This is a genomic window from Nostoc sp. NMS4, assembly GCF_017115095.1.
GTDB lineage: Bacteria > Cyanobacteriota > Cyanobacteriia > Cyanobacteriales > Nostocaceae > Nostoc.
Map to the genome: position 1 here is coordinate 1 of NZ_JABXKI010000102.1, position 15,728 is coordinate 15,728.

General features: G+C 44.5%; 14 protein-coding genes. 3 read left to right on the top strand and 11 right to left on the bottom strand.

The window, feature by feature from the left end; genetic code table 11:
• Nucleotides 1-14: 14 nt before the first annotated feature.
• A complete protein-coding gene (locus tag HWQ37_RS07275) occupies nucleotides 15-266 on the bottom strand; it encodes a UPF0175 family protein (protein WP_292745359.1) in 252 nt (83 codons plus the stop codon).
• 238 nt (nucleotides 267-504) lie between these two features.
• The gene (locus tag HWQ37_RS07280) at nucleotides 505-1,698 is read right to left on the bottom strand and encodes a Coenzyme F420 hydrogenase/dehydrogenase, beta subunit C-terminal domain (protein WP_292745361.1); all 1,194 of its coding nucleotides are present in this window, start codon (nucleotides 1,696-1,698) and stop codon (nucleotides 505-507) included.
• A 183-nt stretch (nucleotides 1,699-1,881) separates the two neighbouring features.
• Between HWQ37_RS07280 and HWQ37_RS07285 the strand changes: the two genes are divergently transcribed.
• Nucleotides 1,882-2,082, top strand: a complete 201-nt coding sequence (locus HWQ37_RS07285) for a hypothetical protein (protein WP_292745363.1) — start codon at nucleotides 1,882-1,884, stop codon at nucleotides 2,080-2,082.
• A 38-nt stretch (nucleotides 2,083-2,120) separates the two neighbouring features.
• Nucleotides 2,121-2,336: a ParE family toxin-like protein gene (locus tag HWQ37_RS07290; protein ID WP_292745413.1), complete on the top strand. Its 216-nt coding sequence runs from the start codon at nucleotides 2,121-2,123 to the stop codon at nucleotides 2,334-2,336.
• Here HWQ37_RS07290 and HWQ37_RS07295 read toward each other — a convergent pair.
• Together HWQ37_RS07295 and HWQ37_RS07300 are read right to left on the bottom strand one after the other, a co-directional pair.
• Nucleotides 2,303-3,274, bottom strand: coding sequence for a DNA polymerase III subunit delta' (locus HWQ37_RS07295; RefSeq protein ID WP_292745365.1), 972 nt, complete (start codon nucleotides 3,272-3,274; stop codon nucleotides 2,303-2,305). The genes HWQ37_RS07290 and HWQ37_RS07295 overlap by 34 nt on opposite strands.
• Nucleotides 3,275-3,758: 484 nt before the next feature.
• Nucleotides 3,759-4,172: a hypothetical protein gene (locus tag HWQ37_RS07300; RefSeq protein ID WP_292745367.1), complete on the bottom strand. Its 414-nt coding sequence runs from the start codon at nucleotides 4,170-4,172 to the stop codon at nucleotides 3,759-3,761.
• Between the two features lie 273 nt (nucleotides 4,173-4,445).
• Between HWQ37_RS07300 and HWQ37_RS07305 the strand changes: the two genes are divergently transcribed.
• Nucleotides 4,446-5,021 carry a PadR family transcriptional regulator gene (locus tag HWQ37_RS07305; protein ID WP_292745369.1) on the top strand — a complete coding sequence of 192 codons (576 nt, stop codon included), beginning with the start codon at nucleotides 4,446-4,448 and terminating at the stop codon, nucleotides 5,019-5,021.
• 56 nt (nucleotides 5,022-5,077) lie between these two features.
• Here HWQ37_RS07305 and HWQ37_RS07310 read toward each other — a convergent pair whose 3' ends face one another.
• The 7 genes from HWQ37_RS07310 to HWQ37_RS07335 form a co-directional block, all read right to left on the bottom strand.
• Nucleotides 5,078-6,985 carry a heavy metal translocating P-type ATPase gene (locus tag HWQ37_RS07310; RefSeq protein WP_292745371.1) on the bottom strand — a complete coding sequence of 636 codons (1,908 nt, stop codon included), beginning with the start codon at nucleotides 6,983-6,985 and terminating at the stop codon, nucleotides 5,078-5,080.
• 216 nt (nucleotides 6,986-7,201) lie between these two features.
• Entirely contained in the window at nucleotides 7,202-11,695 is a 4,494-nt protein-coding gene (locus HWQ37_RS34820) for an NHLP family bacteriocin export ABC transporter peptidase/permease/ATPase subunit (protein ID WP_465249674.1), read from the bottom strand.
• Nucleotides 11,649-11,870: a hypothetical protein gene (locus HWQ37_RS34825; protein ID WP_465249675.1), complete on the bottom strand. Its 222-nt coding sequence runs from the start codon at nucleotides 11,868-11,870 to the stop codon at nucleotides 11,649-11,651. The genes HWQ37_RS34820 and HWQ37_RS34825 overlap by 47 nt, the downstream gene beginning before the upstream one ends.
• A gap of 150 nt (nucleotides 11,871-12,020) precedes the next feature.
• Nucleotides 12,021-12,110, bottom strand: a complete 90-nt coding sequence (locus HWQ37_RS34585) for a hypothetical protein (protein ID WP_363318093.1) — start codon at nucleotides 12,108-12,110, stop codon at nucleotides 12,021-12,023.
• A gap of 300 nt (nucleotides 12,111-12,410) precedes the next feature.
• Nucleotides 12,411-13,331: an NHLP bacteriocin system secretion protein gene (locus HWQ37_RS07325; RefSeq protein WP_292745417.1), complete on the bottom strand. Its 921-nt coding sequence runs from the start codon at nucleotides 13,329-13,331 to the stop codon at nucleotides 12,411-12,413.
• A gap of 717 nt (nucleotides 13,332-14,048) precedes the next feature.
• On the bottom strand, nucleotides 14,049-15,431 hold the full coding sequence (locus tag HWQ37_RS07330; RefSeq protein ID WP_292745373.1) for an aminopeptidase P family protein: 1,383 nt from the start codon (nucleotides 15,429-15,431) through the stop codon (nucleotides 14,049-14,051).
• A gap of 47 nt (nucleotides 15,432-15,478) precedes the next feature.
• Nucleotides 15,479-15,718, bottom strand: a complete 240-nt coding sequence (locus HWQ37_RS07335) for a hypothetical protein (RefSeq protein WP_292745375.1) — start codon at nucleotides 15,716-15,718, stop codon at nucleotides 15,479-15,481.
• Nucleotides 15,719-15,728 lie beyond the last annotated feature (10 nt).

Consider the following 15,728-nt stretch of genomic DNA (forward strand, 5'->3'; position numbering starts at 1 on the left):
ATGGAGCGCCTAACTCATGACTGGAAGTCACGAGTGTGCGGCTTGCAGAAATCAACGGCAAAGACATCCACTTGTTCACGGGCTAGGATGGCTAGAAAATCTCGGCGGTTTAACCCAGCAACAGAGGCTGCTTTCTCCATCGAGATTTCCTGCTTCTGATACCAGTAGATAGCAGCAGCGAGGCGCATATCACGAACAAACTCTTCTGGACTCAGGCGACGGGCGCTAAACACTTCTTCTGGCAGGTTAATCATGACATTAGACATAATTTCTGTCCTAAATTGCTGCATTAATAATATCAACTATCTCCTTTTAAAAGCGATCGCCTACCCTCTTGCTCTGACTTTCCACATCCCGTGAAAAGTCAGATGGGAGACAAGGGAGACAAGGGAGTGAGGGAAAACTGTACTTGCGTTAGCGTTGCGGTAGCGAGTCATCGAGCGTCCTTGCGACTTCTTTAACTCCTAACTCCTAACTCCTAACTCCTAACTCCTAACTCCTCTTCTATTCTGGTAATTTATATTGCCCAACAATACGCTTGGCAAACTCTGGAACGTGCGCTTCTAATTTCTCTGGATGATTGCGTTTCACATACAAATAATTGCGAGTAAAGTGAGAATCAATGGAAAATCGTGCATATTCTAGACCCTTGGGGCCGATTTTTTCGATTACCACACCCATTAGTTTTGCTGCCCACATCGGCAGAGTTACGCCTTTATCGTAAGCGGGAATACTTTGCTGTACGGCTTCTTTCCGGTTGCCTTTAGAGGTTACTGGTTGGGTATCTAACTGGTCTTTCACCAAATCTAGCATTTCCTTACCAGTGTCATTTCTAACTACAATCCATTGCCAACCGAAGGGTGCGCCCATGTAGCCAACTACTAAGTCGGCTAGGGAATTGACATAATCAAAGCAACTCATGCAAGATGGGGCAAAGACATCTTTAAGTTTGTTGGTCTTCAAACCGAAGAAAGGCACTGTTTCTGATGAGCCATCCTCATGTTTGAAATGAACCCGGAAGTCTTGCATGAATTCGTAATGCACAACTGTGTCAGGCGATCGGCTGGTGGTTTCTAAGAATTTTTGCAGTCCGGCGCGGTTAACATTGTCTACGCAGGGCGTACCCAAAACATACAGCTTTTCTAAACCAAGTTGTTTTTCTACGGCTCGTAATGCCTGGATTTGGCAACCAACACCAATTACTAACAGCCGCTTCATCCCCGATTTTTCCACCTGTTCTAATATGGAAAGGTTCGGAGAAAGTGTTGGTTTATTTACCCGCGCTGCTAGTATTTCTTCTGGGGTACGGGCGATGACGGGCATGGGTTGAAAGCGGTCTTCTTTGGTGTTTTGCACGCAGACGACACCTTCAACTAAGCCGCAATTAAGCATTTCAATGGCAATGCTGCTCACAATACCCGTCCATTGTGCGCCTTCTATGGGTTGCTGTTTCCGCGCTGCTATCATGTCTTGATGAACACCAAAGTAGAGTTCATCAGGATTTTCGAGATGGCGCGATCGCGTGTGCGTTTCTTGTTCAAGTTCGCCTATTTGCTGATTAATAAAAGCGCAAGCATCCTTGACATAGTGAATATAGTATGTATCGCATAGCCCACACTCGCTACAGAGTTCCTTCGCAGGGCGGCGGCTGGTAGGTTTTAAGGCTCTGGCTTTTTTGTGAGGAGAAACTGAGGTCATATAAACTTTTTGTTTTATTCAGGAATCGCTTTTATTACAATACCTTTACTGGCTATGAACATGACGATAGAGATTGAACAACAAAAGGATAGACGCTTTTTGGCTGAAGTGATTGGTTCTGCACGGTTAAGATCATTAGTTGAGCAAGCTATAATTTACTTAGATTGAAGGTGATGTATCCTTATGCTAACGCTTGAGCAAATTGAGTCTGCGATTCTTCAACTGCCACCTCAGGACTATCATAAGCTCATTGAATGGTTTGCTGATTTAGACTACCAACGGTGGGATCAACAATTAGAGAAAAACATTGCTGATGGCAAACTGGAAGCTTTTGCACAGGAGGCGATCGCTGAGTTTGAGGCGGGAAACTGTCGATCAATTTGATGCATTACACAACTCGTCGATTTTGGTAAGGTTACAATATTCTGCCTGAAGAGGTTCAGCTAATAGCCGATCAATGTTACCAGCTACTCAAGTCTGATCCCTCCCATCCATCACTGCATTTCAAGAAGGTTGGTAAATACTGGTCAGTCCGCGCAGGGCGAAACTATAGGGCATTAGGTGTAGAAGTTAAGGATGGTATTTTGTGGTTTTGGATCGGGACTCACACAGAGTACAACAAGCTTATTGATTTTTGATATATAGCTAAAAGCAGACATTCCCAAACTAGCCGTGGTTGAGCGTAAGTAAGTAGGTGTTTTCGGGATTGTTCTAGTTGGTTGATGATGCTTGGTTGATGCCACTGTTGCCAGTATAATTGCTGAAGATAATCAACTAACCACAATTGTGCTTCTGTATCTAAATCCTTATCAATTTTTTTGGCTAACTCTAAGGCGTTACGGTAAGATTTAGGCGCTTTTTTCAAGTCTTCGAGTAACTCATTAGGAATAGCTTGTAATTGTTCATAAGATGCGATCGCATTTCCAGCGCTACCAGCTGCTATGCTCAATACTGCCTGATTTTGCAAAATTTCCTGATGGCCTGTTTGTGTGAGTACAACAGCCAAAGATTCTGTATTTAAGCGATAAAAAGGAATGCGTTGACAGCGTGATACCAAAGTCGGTAATACAGATTCAGGTGTCGGCGCAATTAAAATTAATGTCGCCTGTCCTGGTTCTTCCAAGGTTTTAAGTAAAGCATTGGCTGCGGCTTCTGCCATTGTTTGGGCTTCTTCTAGCACTACCACATTTCTCGGCGCTTCTAAGGGCGGACGACCTAAAAACTCGGTAATTTCCCGAATTTGCTCTAGTCGAATTACCGGAGGTGCTTTACGCTTAAGTCCTTTTTCGGTTGCTTCTGCTGCTGTTAAGCGTTGTCCCTGATGTTGATAGGTTGGTTGTACCCACAATAAAGCTGGATGGTTGCCTTGACGCAAACGGTTTTGTAAAGACGCACTAACTCCCATCCCATTAGAAAATAGCAATTCCACAAAGCACCTAGCTGCCAAACTCCTGCCTACACCATCTGGCCCGACAAATAAGTAGGCTGGAGGAACGCGGTTTTGTCTGACAGCCTGAGTAAGTAATTCTATGGCTTGCTGTTGTCCGATAATTGGGGCAAATGGGTCATTGGTCATTGGTTAGGAGTTAAAATAATTCGTAATTCGTAATTAAGTCCACGGAACTAGTTAAAGACTTGTCATTGCGATCGCTTCTCTAAGAGACGCTCTCGTGTTCACTTATCAAAACTAATTTACCGGACATGATATTAGGACTTACGCACTGAAGCCTGAAACCTAGATCCCCCAACCCCCTTAAAAAGCTACCATGTATACACAAGTCAAATTACCCCCCTTAATCCCCCCTTGCCAAGGGGGGAAACAGGAAATCTAGTTCCCTCCCCTTTGCAAGGGGAGGGTTAGGGTGGGGTAAAACCGTGGTTAATCAGCTATTTCAGACTTGTGTATACACGGTAGCTTTTTAAAGGGGTTGGGGGATCTCAGTGCGTAAGTCCTGGATATAATTAATTTCCCTTTGCTCCCGTATATAGTTTTAGCTTTCTTGATGAGTGCTGAGTACGATTCTTACTTCTGCACTCAGCACTTTTGGGTAAATTAACAATCAAACCTTAGAGGTAAGAAATCTGGATATCTCCGCGTGTGCCAACACAGCACCAGGTTCGCGCTGGAGAGCGTTGTAATACTTTCTCTCGAAGGTATTGCCTGTCTCTAACGGTACAATCAGCGTGCGGACATCAGCAATCAATTTTTGGAAATCGTCCAGCAATATGGGTTCATCTGCTTGGAGCATTTCATCTACTTGCACAACCATCTCAGAAATTCGATGTAGCCAAGCAAATTGTTCATGGGCGATGACTAGCTGAAGAAGTTCTCCACTTGATACTCGTCCACTAATCTGTTCGTAGGCAATGCGTTCTGTCTCCAACAACATCTTGTGAAGGTAGAGTAATTTGTTTCTTAAATCACGCAGATATTGATGCTGACGTATTCTTTGCGTAAGTGTGTTAGAAGTCAATGTTACTTATCCTCTCGTTACAATAGCCTTCAATGGCTTAAATAATTTCTAAGCATTGAGAATTGGGGCTGGGGAAGAGTTACCGATCGCCCATACCTTTATGAATGGAGTTTTTTATGTATTTGGTTTCCCTGCCAAGAAGCATTATAATGAACCTATCTTTTTGTAACCGTTATATCTTATATTGGATTAATCCTATATTAGCATAAAATTATAAGAAGTACATAGTGTAGAACCGAGCGAGAAAATATCAATTATGGGAAAACCGTCTTCATGTCGCTAGCAAATGTAATTTTAGGTCTTCTTCAGCAGCAAGAAATGACGGGCTACGACCTCAAAACGAGCTGCTTCGATCAATGCATTGCCCATTTGTGGCCAGCAGATCAGGCACAAATTTACAGAACTCTCGATAAGCTAGTTGAGCAAGGCTGGATTACCTGTACCATTGAGATTCAACACGATCGCCCCAACCGTAAAGTCTACAGTGTAACTGAGCCAGGGAAAACCGAATTTAGCCGATGGCTGGGGATTCATCAGCCCTTACCGATTTTACGAGAACCAATGCTAGTCCAGTTGCATTTTGCAGATCAGTTGTCGAATGAAACCATCATTCACCTACTGGAGCAACAATTGGCGGCTCGAAGTAAAAAGCTGGCTGAATGTGAAACCATCGATTTGCCATTACTCAGTGATGAGTCAGCCAACCGCGAACAGGTTATGCAAAGGCTAGTACTAGAGTTGGTGATCCGTAGAGAAGAGACTTATATTGATTGGTTGAAGACAGCGATCGCACTTATCAGTCAGCAAAAACCATTACCCTGCTCTACTGGTCTGTCAAATTCATTTTGACGATTAGAGAGACGCGATAAATCGCCGTCTCTACAGGGAATTTATCCATCAATTATTTATTTAAGCAGTCTTAGTCCACTGAGGGTAACTAATACTGTGGAACCTTCATGGCCAATAACGCCGATGGGTAGGTTAATATTCCCTAGAAAGTTACCGACTAAAAGCAACATAATAAAACCCAAGGCTACGACTATATTTTGTTTTACTATGAGTTGCGATCGCCTACCCAAATGTATCGCTACAGCAATTTTTTCTAACCTGTCTGCCATCAATACTATATCTGCGGTTTCCAAGGCCACATCACTGCCTGATACCCCCATCGCTATACCTACAGATGCTTGCGCTAAGGCTGGTGCATCGTTAATTCCATCGCCTACCATTGCCACAGTTTGATATTGTTGCTGTAGACGGCGAATAACATCCAGCTTATCTTCTGGTAGCAGTTGAGCATATACTCGATCGATTCCGACTGCTTTGGCGACACTGTGAGCCGTTTCCTGATTATCCCCGGTTAACATGACAATTTGTTCAACTCCCAGTTTCTTTAACCGAGTGATGGTTGCTGCTGCTTGGGATCTTACTTCATCTGCGATCGCAATTACACCCATCACCTCTGCTCCCTGTGCTACCCAAACCACAGTTTTACCTTCTTGCTCCCAAGATTGAGCCATTTCTCGCAATTCTTCAGGTAAATTTGTGACATACTGCTGCACAAAAACGGCATTCCCGACAATTATCTGTTGTTCTTGGAAAGTTCCGACAATTCCCTGTCCAGGTATAGCTTGCACTTGGATTGCACCAACCCAATCTAAATCACCAGCCGCCTGTACAATTGCCTTACCGATGGGATGTTCGGAATAAGATTCTACACTGGCAGCAGCTTTTAATACATCCTTACTAGTGTATTCACTAACTGCAATTACCTGAAATACCTGTACCTGTCCTGTTGTGAGAGTACCAGTTTTATCAAATGCGATCGCTCGGACTTTACCAATCTTCTCTAACTGCGCCCCATTTTTAAACAAAATCCCCTGTCTTGCACCATTGGCGATTCCTGAAAGCAGGGTGGGCATAATTGCAGCCATTAGCGCACAGGGAGAAGCCACCACAAGGAAAGTCAGAGCGCGATAAATTGTTGTTTCCCAATCCCAACCCCAAAGAAATGGTGGTAAAGTTGCCAGCAATATGCCAGCTACTACAATGATTTTTGCATATCCTTTTTCAAAGCGATCGATAAACTGTTGGGAAGGTGGTGCTTCTGTTTGGGCTTGTTCTACCAAACGAATCACACGCACAATTAAACTGCTTTGGGCTGGTTTGTGTACTTTAACCTGCAATGCACCATAGCCGTTAAGAGTACCAGCAAATACTTCTGCGCCCACTGTTTTCTCTACAGGTAAAGACTCGCCTGTAATTGCAGCTTGATTAAGGGTGCTGTAACCAGATAAAATTATCCCATCGGTAGGAATTAACTCTCCAGGTTTGACGACAATCTCATCACCAACTTTTAGCTGACTGATCGGAATTTCTTCTTCTCTTCCCTGAATTAAAACCCTTGCTGTATCTGGTGTGAGCTTCATCAAGCTACGGATACTCCGCTCAGTTCGCGCCATTGCATAGCCTTCTAATGCGCCACTGATGGCAAAAATCAGAATCAAAATTGCCCCATCAATAATTAGATGATATTCTCTTCGCCATAAGCCGAGGCTAGCAGCACCAATGGCGGCGACAATCATCAGCAAATCTACATCGAGTTCTTTTTCTTTGAAGAGGGTAGTTAATCCTTCTCGCGCACTTTCGTAACCACCAATTACATAAGCAGCAAGTAACAGCAGGAACGCCAATCCCAACCAACCGAGATGTAAGGCGAACCATCCGAGAAATAATAGGAAGCCACACAGAAGGGCTGCTACGGTATCTGTGTGTTCTCTGGTGAATTGGCCTAAACGTTGGGGGTAGAGCATGAGAGGTGAATTTATAGGGACTCTCTTAGGCTACACCTTGACATTAATGTTAATGTCAAGGTCTATTTTTGAAACGCATAGGCGCTTCTCTACGAGACGCTACGCGAACGCCTTCCCGCAGGGTAGGGGCGCTGAGGGAAGCGCAAAGGTACGCAGAGTTAAATTTTTTCTGTGTTTTGTGTTTTGGAGCCGATTTTTTCAGGTTGATTGGTTTAGTTAAAGTAACTGTTGCATCATGAGTTGTGCAAATAGCCCTGATTGATTTCCTAGTTCAACGAAATTACCTTGCTGCACTACTTTGCCAGCTTGGAGGACGTAAATTCGATCGGCGTTTTGGATGGTGCTGAGACGATGAGCGATCGCAATTCTCGTCACTTTTAACTGCTCTAAGCTTTGACTGACAATTGCCTGGGTTCTATTATCTAATGCACTGGTCGCTTCATCAAATAACAAAATTCGGGGTTTGAACGCCAACGCCCTCGCAATCAATAATCGTTGTCGTTGGCCGCCAGAGAGATTACTACCTCCCTCGCTGACGATTGTATGCATTTGCATTGGCATTGCCGCAACATCATTGGCGAAACCTGCCATTTGAGCGGCTTGCCAAGCTTCATCCATCGTCAGTACTGCGCCACTGGCAATATTCTCAAAAATTGAGGCTGACATCAAGCGACTATTTTGCATGACAACGCCTAATTGACGGCGCACAGCATGAACATCCAGAGCAGCTAAGTCTTGTCCGTCGTAGTAAAACAACAGTCCCAGATTCAGCAGCGAGAACATACTAGAAAAGATGGTTTTGAAGATCGTATTCCCCAATCTTTGGCGAATTTGACTAATAGCTGTAACTCGAGAATTTAAGTCACCAACCGAGAAGGAACGAAAAAAAGTCGCCTTTAAGTTCAACAATCGATCCCAGACTGCGGCTTCGGTGGCAGAATCGGCAAAAGTTTCTAGGCGGATGGTAGCAAATCCAAGGGCTAATTGAAACAGCATTCCGCCAAAGGCAGCAGCTAGCAAACCAACAACAAGCTGACTCAACAACCCCCGATTAGCATCTGGGATGGCTTTGTCGATGAGGATAGCTGTGGCTTGAGGCGTTAACATTCCTAAAAGGCTGATGGTAATTCCCATCACTACAATTACAATTAGTTCTTTGGAATGTCCTTGGAGGGCAAACTGAAGCAAATCAAAAGTTTTCAGCTGTTTATTTGGTAAAGGTCGATAGAATACGTAACCAGTGGGAGCGAGGGCTGCGGCAATGCCGGCATCTACAGAGATGCGCTTCTGTTGCCAAGGAGCGTAGAGTTGATAACGAGTATCAGATATAGGTAACAGTGCCACTGGTTGCTTGTCCTGAAGCGTAAATGCCAATATTGCCCCGCAATCCTTTTGCCACCAGTTATCCCGCAACTGAATCCGCCGCACCCGAATATGCGAAGCGCGGGCGATCGCTTCTACAGGATCTTGCACTCGTTTCGGGTCTTCTGACGCTACTGGGGGACAAATCTGAATGCCTAATGCTCGTCCGACTGCACCAGCAGCAACTAGCAAGGCTCGATCTGGTTGAGTTGCATCAACACTATTACTAAATTCTGAGCTACCAGTTAACCTGTTTAACTTCGGTTGTGGCAATACAGATGCTAGTTCTGCTAAAGTCTCTTCCATGACTTGACTTTCAAGACGTTCCCTAGCTTCAAATCTGAGTAATTCTGCATCCATCTCTTGGCGTTGCAGTAGTTCAATGCAGTTCAGGAAATAAGTTTGTAGTTGAGACAAACCGCCTAACAAGGAATCTAAATCTGAAATTTCTAAAGTGGTAGCGGTTTTCAACTCAACTGTATCATTTGCCTCTAACCACATATTTGGATGCAGAGGTAACATTCCAGAAACAGGAGTTAACAGTAAATCGCCAAACCCCATCCATTTAGCCCGCCCTTGGAGGATTTGTACCCATGCTACATAACCCGGAGATTGGAATATTTGGTTTTTCGCTAAGGAATAGTACTGAATTCCTTGGGGTAATAGTGGTGTCGTTGGCGTAGTGATGCCAGCAATTACCGAACCTAATTGAGAAATCCAGCCCTCAATGAAAGCTACTGCTTCGCTATTAGCATCAGCAAACAACTGATTAAACTCGGCTCTCGATACTTTTATGAGTTCTGTTTCCTCAAGGAACACCGCTAAAATCTGGTGCTGCTTACCATCTAAACTTGGTGCAGTGCCAAACATCGCTTGTCCGGCGGTGCTACTAAATAAATAGCGGCGAGTTCCTTCGGGAATGTCATCATTAAGAGCGATCGCAAATAGCGCCAAGTACCCGGATTTTACTACCCAAATTGTCTGCGGATCGTTTAATAGCAGCGATTGATTCGCCTGAAAACGATAGCATTCTCCTTGGTTTGATAGGGTGTACACACAAGTTATCGAATTACCCCACCCTAACCCTCCCCTTGTAAAGGGGAGGGAACCAGATTCTCTTGTTTCCCCCCTTTGCAAGGGGGGATTAAGGGGGGTAATTCGACTTGTATGTACACCCACTCCCCCATCTCCCTTATCTCCCTTATCTCCCTCACTGCGAATCAACTGTAAATAAAGTCCCTCAATCTGCCGTAATTCCTCGTGAGTTCCCCGTTGAACTATTTGGCCGCGATCGAGGACTATAATTTCATCACAATCTCGGATGGTTGAGAGTCGATGCGCCACGATTATGCAAGTGCAACCGCGCAAACGCAGATTACGAGTGACATTTTTTTCTGTTTCAGCATCCAAGGCACTAGTAGCTTCATCCATTACTAGGATACTGGGATTATTCACCAAAGCACGGGCAATTTCCAATCGTTGCCGTTGACCACCGCTCAAATTGGTGGCACCTTCTAAGAGGTCAGCACTATAGCCTCCTGGCAAAGAGAGGATGACATCATGAAGTGCTGCATCTTGACAAGCTCGCACTAAATGACTTTCAGGTATAGTGGTATCCCAAAGCGTTAAGTTGTCTCTGACACTGCCAGCAAACAACAAAATCTCTTGCTCTACCGCAGATATAGAATTAGCTAATACTTGGCGGGAAATTTGCTCTCTGGGTTTACCGTCAAATAAAATTTCTCCCTGCCACGGTTGGTATAATCCGCATAAAAGTTTGGCAATGGTAGACTTACCAGAACCACTCCCACCCACCAAAGCAACTCGCTGCCCTGGCTGAAGTGAGAGACTAAAATTTTCAATCAGTGGTGGAGCAATTTCGCTATAGCCAAATGTCACATTGCTTAATTCAACATATCCCCGAAGTTTGGCAAGAGGCAGAGGGGCAGGGTGCGGGGGGCGGAGGGGAGATTTTGGTAAAAACTTCTCTTCTCTGATCTCCCCTACCTCTTCCCATTCTCCCTGCTTCCTGCGCCCTGCTCCCTGCTCCCTGCCTTTTTCCTGTAACTGCGAATCAATGGGATTATGCAAGACATCATCAAGGCGAGTCAGATTACCTTCCATCTCTTGCAGGTCACTTCCCAGGTTGACGAGATTACTTATCGGCTGGAAAAAATTTTGCATCATGCCGAGAAAGCCTATTAACATACCGATGCTCATAGTTCCATCCATGACTCGCAAACCGCCTACAGCTAAAAGCAGCATGGAAGCGATCGCAGACAAGAAATCTGGTAAAACTCCTAATGTCTGGTTTGTTGTCTCTAATTCCTGTCGGGTGTTGATGGCTTTGGCATAATGACCCGCCCAGCGAGAAAAGAAATCTGACTCTAACCCTGAAGCCTTGAGTGTTTCCATACTCTGAAGGCCAGAAATTGCCACGCCGCTAACTTTGCCATATTCTTGAAGCAGTTTGATGTTGGCATCGACACGCCGCCCTCTCACCCACTGTAAAGCAGCAAGATTAATAGCGACAAAGGCGATCGCAATTAAGGTTAGCACTACATCATATTGCAGCATCACTACTACATACAGAAATATTGACGCTGTGGCGATCGCTGTAGTCGCTAATTTACCCGAAAGCATATTAGCTATACTGTCATTGAGTTGTATACGGCTACTAATTTCTCCAGCAAATCGCTGATCGTAAAAACTCACGGGTAGGCGTAAAATATGCCAGAGAAATTTACTCTCCATGCCCACCGACAACTTAATTTTCAGCTGACGCAAAAACTGTAACTGTAGTAGTGTCAAAAATCCATTCAGTCCGGCTGTGAAAATCATCCCTAAAATGAGCGGGCGCAACCATTCATTCCGATGTTCAATTAATACGTTATCTACAAATACTTGGGAAAATGCAGGTATGGCCAGTCCCGGAATCACCAACAAAAATCCTGCCAGCACACAGTAAATCAATGCCCCAATGGAGCCTCGCAACCGTGACCATAAAGCGAGGATAGTGCTAGGTTTCCGTCCCCCTTCTTGGAATTCTGAACTCGGCTCTAAAGCTAGCACTACACCCGTGTAAGCACCGCTAAATTCTTCCAGAGAAACGGTGCGCCGCCCAGTCGCGGGGTCATTAAGATAAACTCGCTGTTTGCCAAATCCCTCTACTACTAGAAAATGGTTAAATTGCCAAAATACAATGAAGGGAAATTTTAACTGAGACAGGGCGGCTAAATTGGTCTTAAAGCTCTTAGCAGTTAATCGATAATTTCTGGCAGCCTTCAAGATATTTAACGCACTAACCCCATCGCGGGATACACCACACGCTTGTCGGAGTTCCGTCAATCGGCACAATGCGACCGTAGTAACTCAGAATAATTCCTAAAGCCGCAGCACCACACTCTACTACTTCCATTTGCAGCAGAGTCGGAGTGCGACACCGTTTATTTTTAGGCTTTAGTAAGTTTTGCAGATTTCGCCACAATATCATAGGAGCAACGCGAAGAAGTGAGATGATCATTTATTGATTGGGCATTGGGAATGAGCCTTTGATACTCGTTAACGAGTCTTTGAACTCTATTAAGACTTACGCAAAATTATGAAAAAACAAACCACAAAGGACGCAAAGGACACAAAGTAATAAGAGTTTGAGAGAGTTTTTGCGTAAGCCCTATCCATTAATGAGTCTTTGAACTCCGTTAACGAGTCTTTGAACTCCGTTAACGAGTCTTTGAACTCCGTTAAGGGACTTCCAACAAATAAATTACCCAATCTTGTGGGGTGGGCATCTTGCCCGCCCTCGGTTATGGGCGCTCGTGTCGCCATTGGTGTCAACTTAAGCTTAAATGCTTGTCCCACAAACGTTTTACCCCCCTTAATCCCCCCTTGTAAAGGGGGGAAAAATAAATCCGGTTCCCTCCCCTTTACAAGGGGAGGGTTAGGGTGGGGTAACGCGGTGAGCAATGCTAAGCGAAAAAACTGAATATTACGTCTTGACAAAAGTTTCACGTTAACTTGACACCAATGCCCACTCCCCATTCCCCATTCCCCATTCCCCTCTTCAATAAACCCCACTCCACGATCGCAAAATTGGCAGTACAAATGTAACTGGGGCGCGTTCTTCGACGGTAACTTGTACTGAGGTGGTAGTTCCAGAAGTGACTTTCATTTGTGGCCCTTGGGAAGAAGACCATTTGTAGTTGCTGAAGGTCGAATTATCTGGTTGCAGTCGCGCAGTAATTAGCATCTGTGGCCCTTGTGACATTAAAGCTTCCACAAATTCGGAATTGCCTACCACACTTAATGCACCTTCTTTAGTCACGGGAAAATCTGACACATTTGTGACAGCACCGATGATGCCGCCAAAGCGTTCGCGTTGTACTGTACTAGGTGTGACTTGTAACTTCATCCCTGGTTGAATCTGCTTACCCTCACCAACGGGAAAAAATGCCACACTCACAGGTTGAACCGATCGCTTTTGTGCAGCGATCGCTCCTATGGGTGTACCCTGTAAGACAACCTGCCCTGGTGTCGCTGATATTTCTAAAACCCTTCCTGAGTAAGTGCTTTTGATTAAGCTATTGCTCGATAATTGCAGCGCCAATTGGACAATATTCCGCCGCACTTCTTGAATTTCTTTCTGGCGGGTAGTTACGGCTTCTAAATCTTGTTGTGCCAATGTCGCTTCTTTACTATCTAGTTGCTTTAACTGGGTTTCTAAATCTTTGATTGAGTTGATATTTTCTAAATATTGGCGCTGGGCATCTGCTTCTTTGACATCCAATTGCTTGAGTTGAGATTCAGCTTCGTTAATTTGGGTTACAGCATTTAAGTAATCTTGCTGTGACTGGAGGACTGTATCGCCAGAAATTGCTCCCTCTTTTAATAGCTGCTTGCGGTTGTCTAATCTTTGTTTGAAAGTCGGTAGCAGTTCCCGCAGAGATTCTAGGCTTTGTCTTTGGCTAGTGCGATCGCGTAGGATGTTTTATATAAAAATTTGATAATTTAGTTAATATGCTTTGAGTTTTTGTGTAAGAGGATGTTTGAAAAATCGTAAAGTATACTAAAAATCCCACTTCTATTTCTCTCCCCGAAGCGGCTATCTATTACCCGGATCTTTAATTAACAAATTGTTGAAGAAGAATTCAGGAGTCAGAATTCAGGAGTCAGAATAAATCAGTCGGGGATTCAGACGCGATGCTCGTTCCTCTCTACGGCGTATTTTCAGCCATGAGATATCCGTAATGCCCACTTGAACCTCACACGACTTGAAGTCGTGTGATTCCTGCTTCAACGATCTGTGCCTGAATTGCTCCAGGTCTTACAAGTTCTCCACAGGCGTTTTTGAAGTCTCCGGCGCACCGACGGCGACTTTTAAACAAGTACCTAAAAAGTCTAAGTATGTTTAACCTCTGTACCTTAAAGATTTTACCCACTAGAGGATCGATAAAAAATATCTATTTCCTAGTGGAACCCCATATCTTCAGTTGTCGTGGTTCAGTTTAGCTTGGTTTTCGCTATATTCTGATTTTAACAGAATATGGAGCGCCTAACTCATGACTGGAAGTCACGAGTGTGCGGCTTGCAGAAATCAAAAGCACAATAGAAAGAATTAAAGAATCTGTCATCCTCTCAGGATCTGACTTACAGCAATGTTAAGAAAGATGCGACTAATGGATAGCCAATGCATCGGGGAGGGTTAGGGTGTAATTAGATTTTCTACAGCATCGGCATCGTTTGGCAATGCGGCTGTTAAAACTTCGCTTCCTTCTGTAGTAACTAAAACATCATCTTCAATGCGGATTCCACGCACATCGGCGAATTCAGATAAACGCTGCCAATTTACCACATTTTCATATTTTAAACGCACGTTGGCATCATTTAAAATTGCTGGTACTTGATAAAAACCAGGCTCAATTGTGACTAACATTCCTGGACGCAGGGGACGATTTAAACGAAGATAGCTTAAGCCAAAGCGATCGCTCCTTTCACGTCCTTCTTCATACCCAGCTAAATCGCCCAAATCTTCCATATCATGCACATCTAAACCCAGTAGATGACCGATACCATGAGGAAAAAACAGGGCGTGAGCATCGATTTCTACTAAATCTTGGGGATTTCCTTGTAAAATGCCTAACTCTACTAAACCTTCAGCGATCGCTGTAGCTGCTAGCAGATGAATATCCTCATACTCTACACCAGGTTGTATCTTGGCAATGCAAGCATCATGAGCTGCCAACACCACATTATAAATATCTCTTTGGGTAGATGAAAACTTACCCGAAACTGGCCATGTGCGAGTCACATCACCCGCCCAACCCATCTCAGTTTCAGCGCCAACATCGGCAAGTAGTAAGTCTCCTGGTTGCAAACTATTGTGATATTGCTCGTTATGCAAAACTTCACCGCGAACAGTGACAATACTGTTGTAAGAGGTGGTCATATTCTGGGCAATAATTACCCCTTCCATCGCTGCCCGAACTTCTGCTTCTAGTTTAGCTTGGGGTGTTGCAGCCATCCCAGCTTTGTGAGCTTTGACAGTGATAGCCGCAGCTTTTCGCAACTCGGTTAATGCGCCATCATCGTGGCTGAGGCGGAGAGAAACGATCGCTTTAGCTAACTCTAACTCAATTCCTTGGGGGGGACTTTGTGGTAAAACCCATCTATTTAATAATTGGGATTGCTGCGTCCAAGTACCAGCATCTTGGACAGCAAGTGTAGCAGCATCTTCTAGCCAAGACTCTAATTCTGCCATTGGTCGAGCCACATCCGCCCCAATCTTCTCGGCTATTTCCTCGCGGGTTGGCGTTTCTCCATGCCAAAGGGCGCTACTGGGTGACGGATCGTCGATGAATAACTCTAGCTTACCCGCTTCTAGACGAATCGCCGCCTTTGGTAATGGCAGTCCGGCGAAATAGAGGAAATGACTGCTAGCACGAAACGGAAAGGTATTGGCGGGAAAGTTGCGCGGATTGTTGTTACCCGACCACAGAATTACTGGAAAATCAATCAGGTTGGCTAGTTGTTGCCGTCGGTGGCGTAAAGTATCGCCAAGTGAAGTAGAAGTTTGTTTGATAAGCATAAATGTCAACTCAAAGAACAGGATAAAGGTGATAGTTTTGCCTTTATTTAGTCGTTATCGTCTTGCTCGTCATCTTTTTTATTATTTTTGCGATCGCCATTTTTATCGCCGTTATCTTTGTCCTTTTGCTTTGTCTGGTTAGGCTGCGGGGTAGGTTGTACGACTGGTTTTTGTTGCTCAGTTGGTGCAGGTGGCTGTGGTGCTTCAACAACACAGCTAACTAATCCTCCAGAAATTAGCCCGAAGTTGACCGCAGCAAAGATGCTTCTAAAGATTTTTATCCTCATGTTTTCGTTT

Coding starts and splice junctions, on each gene's coding strand:
- HWQ37_RS07275 (WP_292745359.1), bottom strand. CDS start 266: ATGTCTAATGTCATGATTAACCTGCCAGAAGAAGTGTTTAGCGCCCGT.
- HWQ37_RS07280 (WP_292745361.1), bottom strand. CDS start 1,698: ATGACCTCAGTTTCTCCTCACAAAAAAGCCAGAGCCTTAAAACCTACC.
- HWQ37_RS07285 (WP_292745363.1), top strand. CDS start 1,882: ATGCTAACGCTTGAGCAAATTGAGTCTGCGATTCTTCAACTGCCACCT.
- HWQ37_RS07295 (WP_292745365.1), bottom strand. CDS start 3,274: ATGACCAATGACCCATTTGCCCCAATTATCGGACAACAGCAAGCCATA.
- HWQ37_RS07305 (WP_292745369.1), top strand. CDS start 4,446: ATGTCGCTAGCAAATGTAATTTTAGGTCTTCTTCAGCAGCAAGAAATG.
- HWQ37_RS07310 (WP_292745371.1), bottom strand. CDS start 6,985: ATGCTCTACCCCCAACGTTTAGGCCAATTCACCAGAGAACACACAGAT.
- HWQ37_RS34825 (WP_465249675.1), bottom strand. CDS start 11,870: ATGATCATCTCACTTCTTCGCGTTGCTCCTATGATATTGTGGCGAAAT.
- HWQ37_RS07330 (WP_292745373.1), bottom strand. CDS start 15,431: ATGCTTATCAAACAAACTTCTACTTCACTTGGCGATACTTTACGCCAC.
- HWQ37_RS07335 (WP_292745375.1), bottom strand. CDS start 15,718: ATGAGGATAAAAATCTTTAGAAGCATCTTTGCTGCGGTCAACTTCGGG.